This window comes from Streptomyces sp. NPDC059718, from assembly GCF_042733315.1.
Classification (GTDB): domain Bacteria; phylum Actinomycetota; class Actinomycetes; order Streptomycetales; family Streptomycetaceae; genus Actinacidiphila.
Map to the genome: position 1 here is coordinate 1 of NZ_JBHWGA010000102.1, position 9371 is coordinate 9371.

At 66.6% G+C, this 9371-nt stretch carries 7 protein-coding genes and 2 pseudogenes; 8 read left to right on the forward strand and 1 reads right to left on the reverse strand.

Annotated elements, in window-relative coordinates; all coding sequences use genetic code 11:
• The 8 genes and pseudogenes from ACFV3E_RS45800 to ACFV3E_RS45835 all read left to right on the forward strand — a co-directional run.
• A pseudogene (locus ACFV3E_RS45800) lies at window positions 1-341 on the forward strand (hypothetical protein); the annotation flags it as partial.
• Window positions 342-851: 510 nt separating this feature from the next.
• On the forward strand, window positions 852-1019 hold the full coding sequence (locus ACFV3E_RS45805; protein ID WP_500542374.1) for a hypothetical protein: 168 nt from the start codon (window positions 852-854) through the stop codon (window positions 1017-1019).
• On the forward strand, window positions 1016-1954 hold the full coding sequence (locus ACFV3E_RS45810; protein ID WP_500542376.1) for a CobW family GTP-binding protein: 939 nt from the start codon (window positions 1016-1018) through the stop codon (window positions 1952-1954). The genes ACFV3E_RS45805 and ACFV3E_RS45810 overlap by 4 nt, the downstream gene beginning before the upstream one ends.
• A 206-nt stretch (window positions 1955-2160) precedes the next feature.
• On the forward strand, window positions 2161-3075 hold the full coding sequence (locus ACFV3E_RS45815) for a polysaccharide deacetylase family protein (RefSeq protein WP_500542378.1): 915 nt from the start codon (window positions 2161-2163) through the stop codon (window positions 3073-3075).
• Between the two features lie 70 nt (window positions 3076-3145).
• Window positions 3146-4141 (forward strand): asparaginase, encoded by a 996-nt coding sequence (locus ACFV3E_RS45820; RefSeq protein WP_500542380.1) that lies wholly within the window; start codon window positions 3146-3148, stop codon window positions 4139-4141.
• 84 nt (window positions 4142-4225) lie between these two features.
• Window positions 4226-5668, forward strand: a complete 1443-nt coding sequence (locus tag ACFV3E_RS45825; RefSeq protein ID WP_500542382.1) for an MFS transporter — start codon at window positions 4226-4228, stop codon at window positions 5666-5668.
• A gap of 331 nt (window positions 5669-5999) precedes the next feature.
• Window positions 6000-7136, forward strand: coding sequence for an oxidoreductase (locus ACFV3E_RS45830; RefSeq protein ID WP_500542384.1), 1137 nt, complete (start codon window positions 6000-6002; stop codon window positions 7134-7136).
• Between the two features lie 96 nt (window positions 7137-7232).
• Complete coding sequence (locus ACFV3E_RS45835; RefSeq protein WP_500542386.1) at window positions 7233-8231, forward strand: LacI family DNA-binding transcriptional regulator; 999 nt, start codon at window positions 7233-7235, stop codon at window positions 8229-8231.
• Here ACFV3E_RS45835 and ACFV3E_RS45840 read toward each other — a convergent pair.
• Window positions 8224-9135: pseudogene (locus ACFV3E_RS45840) on the reverse strand (ATP-binding SpoIIE family protein phosphatase); the annotation flags it as partial. The gene ACFV3E_RS45835 and the pseudogene ACFV3E_RS45840 overlap by 8 nt on opposite strands.
• Window positions 9136-9371 lie beyond the last annotated feature (236 nt).

The window sequence follows — 9371 nt, forward strand, 5'->3', positions numbered from 1 at the left end:
CTTGCTTGAGCCGTGTGCTCGGACAACGGGCCCGCACGGTTCTGAGGGGGGACCGCCGCAGCAATGCGGCGGTCCTACCCGACCAGACCGCGAAGTACGAATGCGGCCTGGACCAGTACGAAGTCCGCCGCTACGTCGGCTGGTACCGGCACATCACCCTCGCCATGCTCGCGCACGCTTTCCTGGCCGTCACGGCGCACCAAGTCCGCGAAAAGGGGGCAAAACCGATGAGGCAGCCGGGACCATTGCGCTCACAGTGGCGGAGATTCGGCGACTCCTGGCAGCTTGTCTCCCCAGATCCCCGCAGCTGCGTGGACACCGAGGACGACACCACGCGCTGAGCTGGTCGAACTGGCGCCGACAACGCCAAGCAGTCGCCCGCCATTGCCACTACTTACGTCGCTCTCGCACGATCGAGGGGCGGCCTGCCGAAAGCCACCCCTGACCTCTCCGTGGCCCGCTACACTCCAGCCGCCCAGCGAAACCCGCAGGTCAGACAGCGAAATCCTGCTGGAGTACTAGTCCGTCGAGACTCAGGGGGACCCGGTGGAATGACCGGTGTCGCGTGGCCTTCGAACCGCCCTTGCGTTTGAGGCGCGTCTCCCAGACGCATCTCTGGCTTCCTCCTTACCTACGAGCTAGTGTCTCGTCAGCGCAATCGTTTTCGAAGAGGGGAGACGGCTGTGTGTGGACAGTGCCGTTCCACTGCAACGAGTGTCGACTGGTTCACCGCAGGTGTGACGGACTCGCTGGCTGCCAGGCGCCGTGCAAGGACAGCTCTTGCTGAAGCAGCGAGCGTGCTCCTGGCTGGCGCCGGCGTCCAAGTCGTCGCTCCTCCGGGAGTCGTTGCCTTGACTGTGCGTACCGCCACCGGGAAGTCCCGCACGATCTTCCGCCTCGACGAGATCCTTAGCGCGGCCGAGGACCTTAGCAGCCATACCATCGACGTGCTGGCGCCGGAAGTCGTCGATGCGGCACTCTCAGCCCGTGCCGCCGTCAGCGATGACGGTGGCTCGTGATCGAGGTGACGCTCGTCTCAGGATTTCTAGGCGCGGGCAAGACAACCTGGCTCGAGCAACGGTTGCGGGACGAGCCGGACGCCGCAGACGTGCTGCTGGTAAACGATTTCGCGGACGCGGGAGTCGACACCCGCACGCTGTGGAACGCCGTCCGGGGCGTGGGCGTACTCGTTGAGGAGATCGTCGGGGGCTGTGCGTGCTGCGACCGGCTCGACGACCTGCGATCCACCCTGTTGCGGCTGGTGGAACGACGACATCGTGAGACTGGCCGGGAGTCTCTCCATGTCATCGTCGAAACCTCCGGGCTGGCCCGTCCCCACCGCGTCGTACGGCTGCTGACCGACGACCCGGTGCTCCGGCTCAACGTCGCGTTGCGAGACCTCGTCGTCGTGATCGACAGCATCGGCGGACGACGGCTTCTGCGGCACCGCGCCGCCGCACGTGCCCAGATCGGGCTCGCAGACCGGGTCGTACTCGCGCGTTCGGACCTCGCCGATTCCGCGGACCTGGACCGTCTGGCCGCAACCGTCCGCGGGCTCAACGCGTCCTGCGTGGTGGTTGCGGCCGATCATGGTGCCGAGACGCCCGTCAAGGCGACGCCTCTTGCGAAAGCGGAACGGTACGACGACGAGTTGGACAGCGCGGCGCCTCTCCGGTCCTGGACGACCACGTTGTGCCCGGGTACGTCGTGGGCCGAGTACGCCCTGTGGCTTCACTCCGTGTGCAGGGCGCACCCAGAGGGCCTGCTGCGCAGCAAAGGCGTCGTACCGGCGGCCGATGGGCACCTCCTGGTCCAGTCGATGGGGCCCGACATCTCGCTGCCGGTCCCGGCGGAGCCTGGTCACGGAACCTCGATGGTCTTCGTCCTGAGCGGCCTGAAGCCAGCTGACCTTGCCCGCTCGCTCGCGGCCTTCGTGCCCAGCGCGACGGCCTGACCGTCGATAGGCAACCCAGCTACGCAAAGGTTCTCGATCACTGGGACGCGGCCTGCCTGCTTGGCTGTCGCCATTTAACTAGGAAAAATGTCGAAACCGTTGACGCGGCCCGGGTCCCCACATAATCTCACCGCAATCGTTTGCAAGCCATGATTAGTGAGACCTTCGCAAATCAGATAATTCGACCAAGCTGGAGGAGAACCCAAATGGCCAAGGACATCAAGGTCTGTATCGGCGCAGACATCGACGCGGTGGCTGGCTGGCTCGGCTCGTACGGCGGCGAGGACTCTCCCGCCGACATCCAGCGCGGCATGTTCGCCGGCGAGGTCGGCATCCCGCGGCTGCTGAAGCTGTACCAGAAGTACGACCTCAAGGCTACATGGTTCGCCCCGGGACACTCGATCGAGACCTTTCCGCACCGGATCGAGCAGATCGTCGCCGACGGCCACGAGCTCGCCGCCCATGGGTACTCCCACGAGAACCCGATCCAGATGAGCCCGCAGCAGGAGGAGGACGTCCTCAACAAGTCGATCGAACTGGTCGAGCGCTTCTCCGGGCAGCGACCGCGCGGCTACATCGCCCCGTGGTGTGAGCTCTCCCCCGTCACCACGGACCTGCTGCTCAAGAACGGCTTCCGCTACGACCACAGCCAGGCGTTCCACGACTTCCAGCCGTTTTACGCCCGTACCGGCGACACCTGGACCAAGATCGACCTTGCCAAGCCCGCCGAGCACTGGATGAAGCCGCTCGTCCGCGGCGAGGAGGTCGACCTGGTCGAGATCAACTTCAGCTGGTACGTCGACGACCTGCCGCCCATGATGTTCATCAAGGCTAGCCCGAACAGCCACGGCTTCGTCAACCCGCGTGACGTCGAGGAGATGTGGCGCGACCAGTTTGACTGGGTGCACCGGGAGTACGACTACGCCATCTTCCCGATCACCATCCACCCCGACGTCTCCGGCCGCCCGCATGTGCTGCTGATGCTGGAGCGGCTCATCGAGCACATCCAGGGCCACGAGGGCGTCACCTTCGACACTTTCGAGAACATCGCGGAGGACTTCCGCACCCGATTCCCCTTCGCCGAGAACAAGCGGTACCCGTTCGACCGGGAACTGGACTGATCCGCGGCCTCAGCCACCGCATTGCCCTGGGACGGGGCAAGACCTGATTATCACCGCGAAGGAAACCACTGTGTCCAGTTCACTCCCGCGCCTGCTCATCCTCACCCTGGGGGGCACGATCGCCTCGGTCCCGGCCGCGGACGGAGAAGGAGCCGCACCCCGGCTCGGCCCGGCCGAACTTCTGGCGTCCGTACCGGGCGCCGCGAGCCTCGCGGGCATCTCGATGGAGTCGTTCCGCCAGTACCCCTCCGGCGACCTGTCCATCGAGGACGTCATCGAGCTGGCCGAACTGATCCGCCAGCGGGCCGACGAGGTCGACGGGATCGTGGTCACGCAGGGGACCGACACGCTCGAGGAAACCTCCTACCTGCTGGAACTCCTTCTCGGCCAGGACGGCCCGCCGGTCGTGCTCACCGGGGCCATGCGCAATCCTTCCCTCCCCGGAGCCGACGGACCGGCCAACATTCTCGCCGCGATCCGAGTGGCCGCCTCACCTCTGGCGGCTGGACTCGGCCCCCTGGTGGTCTTCGCTGACGAGATCCACCTGCCCCGGTTCGTGCGCAAGATCCACAGCTCCAGCGTGGTCGCCTTCGGCTCACCCAACACCGGCCCCGTCGGCTGGGTGGCCGAGAACCGCGTACGCATCCCCCTTGTCCCGAGCGGCTACCCGGCTGCCCTGCAGCCGGCCGAGATCACCAGCCCCCTGCCCACGGTCGGCATCACCAAGATCGGCCTGGGATCCGCCCCCCTCCGGCCCGAACACGTCGAAGGCATGGACGGCCTGATCGTCGAAGTGTTCGGCAGCGGACACGTCCCCAGCCCCATCGTCGAGTCACTCGTGGCGACGAACGACCGCATCCCCGTGGTCATGGTGACCCGAACCGGCGGCGGGGAACTATACGAATCCACCTACAACTTCCCCGGCTCCGAGCGTGATCTCCTCGACCGGGGGATCATCAGCGGCCGTGCCTTCGATGCGGCCAAGGCACGACTGCTGCTGATCTGCCTCCTGGCTTCGGGCACCGGCCACCCGGAGATCAAGGAGCGATTCGACGCGGCGCAGTAGTCCGGTCCGTCCGGCAGCGCCGTTCTCGGGGAAAAGCCCATCCTGTCCCCATGTGCACCTGCGGGTGTAGTAAGGAGCTGTGCCATGCCCACCCTCACCATGGCGGCGGAAGCCGAACGCATCAGAGCGAGCGTGACGCTCATCGACGTGCGCCGAGCTACCGCCCTCTGTTTCCTGGCGTGGACGTTCGCCGTCTACGACTTCATCCTCTTCGCCAATCTCCTTCCGGTCATCAGCGGTGAACTGGGCTGGAGCAGTGCGAAGACCACCGGTATCAACACCTGGGTGACCGCGGGCACGGCTATCGTCGCCTTCCTGGTCGGCCCCTTCGTGGACCGGTTCGGGCGGCGCGCAGGCATCGTCGGCTGCGTAGTAGGAGCGGCGATCGCGTCGCTGCTCACCTGGCTCGGCGGCTACGCGGCCGGAGCGATCGGTGGCGCAGGCATCGTTCTCCTGGTGGTGATCCGTTCGCTGGCCGGCGTCGGATACAGCGAACAGGCTGTGAACGCCACGTACCTGAACGAGATGTTCGCGCACGTCTACACGGACGAGAAGTCCGCACGGCGCCGCGGCTTCCTGTACGCCTTCGTGCAAGGCGGCTGGCCCATCGGCGCGGTGATCGCGGACATCTCGATCCGTATCCTCGAACCTGTGGGCGGCTGGCAGCTGTGCTTCGTGGTCGCCGTGTTCCCGGCCCTGCTCATACCGTTCGTGGCCCGCAGGCTCAAGGAGAGTCCGGTCTTCGTAGCCAAGCGCCGCGTTAAGGAACTGCGTGCGGAAGGCCGGACGCAGGACGCGGCGGAACTCGCTCGCCTCACCGGACAGGACCACTCCGTGCGCAAGGCCGGTGTCCTTGCTCTGTTCCAGGGCGAGTCGCTGCGCGGGACGCTGTCGCTTTCGGCCGCCTTCCTGCTCAACTGGCTGGGCATCTTGGCATTTGCCTTCCAGGGCACGCTCATCCTGGTCAACGGTAAGGGGGTGTCCTTCAGCAGCGCTCTGGAAGTCCTGATCATCTCCAACTTGGCCGGCTTCCTCGGCTACCTGTTCCACGGCTGGCTGGGTGACCGTTTCAGCCGCCGCAGCACCATCTCCTTCGGCTGGGCCGTCTCGTCGATCTGCTTCGCGGTGATGGTCCTCGGACCGAACGGCAACTTCGGGCTCCTGGTCGCGGCGTACGCGGTGGGCACCTTCTTCCTGATCGGTCCCTACGCCGCCGTGCTATTCTTCAACGGCGAGTCCTTCCCCGCCGAGAACCGCGCGACCGCTGGCGCGTTCATCAACGCCCTGGGACAGGTGGGCGCGATCATCGGCGGGTCACTGTTTACAGCGACCCTCTCGGCGGCGGGTTCGAGCGCCCACGAGCAAGCCCACGCCTGGATCCGCGCGGGACTCATCTGGGGCTGCGTACCGCTCCTGCTGTCCGCCGTCGCCATCCTGTTCGCCCGCAACGTCAAGCCCCTCAGCGGCATGAGCGCCGAGAACGCGGTGGGCCACGCTACGGTCACACCTTCGAAGTCCGCGACCTGAGGCCCGGCCGACCAGCCTAGCGAGCTGAGGTGCTCGCAACCTCGGACAGTAAGCGAGCACCTCGGCCCTCTTCGGGACCCTCTTGCCGAAGACGCGCGAAGAACTCGAGTGGTCTGCCTCAAGGACCACCAGCAGCGTGACCCCGGTCACCGTCGAAACCTTCCTGGTCTCCTGCTCGCCGGCGACCGTCCGGCAACCACGGCATCGGCCAGGTCCTCGGACCCAACAGCGGTGACGTCATACCGTGACGCGCGGTGGCCCCGCTCGGGTCGCCGCGCCACAGCCCGTGAACCCAGAACGTTCCACAGACATCGAGCTCAAGGACAACACCATGACCGACGCAACTGCGCAGCGCGGCACCGCAACGCCGCACGACCAGCTGTTCCAACCGCTCACGGTCGGCCGCACCACCTTCGCCAACCGGGCAGTGGTAGCGCCGATGACCCGTGTCAGCGCCGCCGAGGACGGTTGCGCCACCGATCGCATGGCCCGCTACTACGCGCGCTTCGCGCACGGCGGATTCGGCCTGATCATCACCGAGGGCACGTACATCGACACCGAGTATAGCCAGGGCTACCTGTACCAGCCGGGTCTGGCCACCGGCGCACACGAGCAGGCCTGGCGCCCTGTCGTGGACGCGGTCCACGCAACGGGCACCAAGTTCTTCGCGCAGCTCATGCACGCGGGCGCCCAGGGACAGGGGAACACGTACGTTGCCGGAACTGTCGGCCCGTCGGGGGTGGCGCCGCGCGGGGAGCAACTGGTCATGTACCGAGGAAGTGGGCCGTATTTTACCCCGAGGCCACTCGACAAGTTGGAGATGGCCGACATCCGCCGGGCCTTCGCATCGGCGGCCCGCAGGGCGGCGAACGCCGGATTCGACGGCGTCGAACTGCACGGCGCGAACGGATACCTGCTCGACGAGTTTCTCACCGACTACATGAACCAGCGGGGCGACGAATACGGCGGTGGCACCGAGAACCGTGTCCGTTTCGCCGTTGAGGTGTGTGACGCGGTCGTGCAGGAAGTCGGCTCGGACATCTGCGTCGGCATCCGTGTCTCGCAGGCCAAGGTCAGCGACGCTGCCCACCGCTGGGCGGGTGGCGCCAAGGACGCAGAGACCGTCTTCGGTGCCCTGGGCCGTACCGGCATCCACTTTGTGCATACCACGGAATACCAGGCCACAGCCCCGGCATTCGACACCGGTACCGAGACCCTGTCGGCACTCGCCAAGCTGCACAGCCGCCTACCCGTGATCGCCAACGGCCAGCTGGACGGTCCGGCGACCGCAAGATCGTTCCTGGCCTCGGGTGCGGCCGATCTTGTCGCGCTGGGGAAGGCGGCGCTCGCCAACCGGGACTGGCCGCGATCGGCGCGGAGCGGGCGTAGCATGTCCATGGAGTTGCCGGATGGCCTCTTCGGCCCGCTCGGCGACATCAAAGACTGGGAGTTGGAGGCAGGATCCTGAAACCCTCGTCGGGCCTGAGCGTTGGGCGCCGCGCATACAATGAATCCGCAGAACAGCAGACGCGGAAAAGGCGGTGACGTGCCCCCATCCGAGCCAGTGACGCTCGCGCAGATCGCCAAGCGGGCAGGCGTGCATGTGTCGACTGTGTCCCGCTCGCTGTCGCCTAAGTCGACCGGTGTGAGCCATGAGACGGTCCAACGCGTCCGCGCCATCGCCGAGGAGATGGGCTATCACCCCGACCCGGCCGGCGCGTCCCTTCGGACGCGTCGTAGCGGTGTGCTGGGGATCATAATGCCCCGTCTGACCGACTATGTCCTCGCTCGCATCTTCGAAGGCGCCGACGAGGCGGCCCGTGAGATGGGTTACACGACTGTCGTGTCAAGCACCAACGACGATGTCCAACTGCGTATGGAACGCCTCGACGGGCTGCTGGCCAAACGGGTCGAGGGTTTCGTGGTCGGTGACGCCCGGCTCGACGGCGACGAACTCGTTCAGTCGCTGAAGCGCCGGGGCGTCCCGTACGTGCTGCTCAACCGCCGGTTGCGCGGCCACCCGTCGGTGGCGACCGACGATGTCCGTGGCGGGCAGCTCGCTGGCGAGCATCTGCTGGAGCTGGGTCATGAGGCTGTCGGGGTGATCGCCGGCCCGGACTACGCGAGTACCTGTGTGGAGCGCGCCCACGGTTTCGTGGAGCGATTCCTGTCTGCGGGTATCCGCGTTCCCGACACTTGCGTCCAGCCCTCCGCGCCGGACGCCGAGGGCGGCTACGAAGCCGCGAACGCACTCCTCACCCGCCATCCGGAGCTGACCGGCCTCTTTGCGATCAACGACTTCGCGGCCGTGGGCGCCATGGGCGCCGCTCGTGAGCACGGTCGGGTCCCGGGGCGCGACATCGCGATCATCGGCTACAACGACATTCCGCTGGTCCAGTTCATGCCTGTGCCTCTGACCTCGGTGAGGTCGCCGATGAAGGAGATGGGCAGTGTCGGCGCCCGCATGCTGAGCGACATTATCGAGGGCAAGGAAGTCGAGTCGGTCCTGCTGGAGCCCACCTTGAGTGTTCGGGTGTCGACGCTGTCGGCAGGTGTCACATGAAGTCTGGGCCGTACGATGCCGGAACACTCTGTTCCGCCCAGATGATCTTTCTGTTCTGCGTGTAGCGGGTGCCCCATCCCCGAGTGAGATGGGCGACAAGGAATAGGCCGCGGCCGCCCTCGTCGGTGGTGCGGGCGAACCGCAGTCGAGGCGAAGTGCTGCTGCCGTCCGCTACCTCGCAGATCAGGGCCTCGTCCCGAATCAGGCGGAGGCGAATCGGTGTGCTGCCGTAACGGATGGCGTTGGTGATCAATTCACTGACGATCAGCTCGGTGGTGAACGCCAACTCGTCCAGGCCCCACTGCGAGAGCTGGGCGCAGGCGTTTTCCCGGGGGTCTGCGAGCACGGCAGGGTCGGCGGGCAGATCCCACGAGACGACCCGATCCCGGCCCAAGGTGTGGGTACGAGCCACCAGCAGAGCGATGTCGTCCGACGGCACGTCGGGTACCAGGGCACCGGCCACGCGCATGCCGCCCGCGCTCACGACGGCGGGCGGCAGGTGGCCGGCCGAGGCCATCGTGCACTGCCGGGTGACAGGGTCGTAGATGGCGTACAGGCAGGTCGCACCAGTGACCGCGGCGGCCACGGTCTGCGCCTCGTCCCCGTCGATGGGCTCATCGGCACCCGGCGCCCTGGTGTACAGATGATCGAGATGGGCCAAGAGCTCGTCAGGAGGTACGTCCAGGTCGGCCAGTGTGCGCACGGCGGCCCGTACTCGGCCCATGGTCATGGCGGCGTGGAAGCCGTGCCCCACGACATCACCGACGATCAGGGCGACGCGGGCACCGGCCAGCGGTCTCACGTCGAGCCAGGCGCTGCCCACCCCGTTGCTGGCGGTGCCGACGAGGTAGCGTGACGCTACCTCGATCCCGCTATGAGCGGGCAGAAGGCCACTGCGCTGCAAGACTCGGAGGCCTGTCTGCTGGTCGGTGAAGCGCCGGGCGTTGTCCACACAGACTCCGGCGTGGGAGACCAGTTCCTCGACAAGGCGTACGTCGTCCTCCTCGAACGAGTCCGTACGCTGCCGCAGGGCGAAGGACATCACCCCTAGTAGTGCTTGGTCAGGTCGGTATTGGGGTGGGTATGTCGCGGTGGCAGGTGGGGCAGGCGCCGGTCCAGGTCGCGAGGAGGATCTGCAGG

Excerpts from the sequence above, each read along its gene's own strand:
- ACFV3E_RS45830 (WP_500542384.1), top strand. The coding sequence starts at position 6,000 with ATGACCGACGCAACTGCGCAGCGCGGCACCGCAACGCCGCACGACCAG.
- ACFV3E_RS45825 (WP_500542382.1), top strand. The coding sequence starts at position 4,226 with ATGCCCACCCTCACCATGGCGGCGGAAGCCGAACGCATCAGAGCGAGC.
- ACFV3E_RS45815 (WP_500542378.1), top strand. The coding sequence starts at position 2,161 with ATGGCCAAGGACATCAAGGTCTGTATCGGCGCAGACATCGACGCGGTG.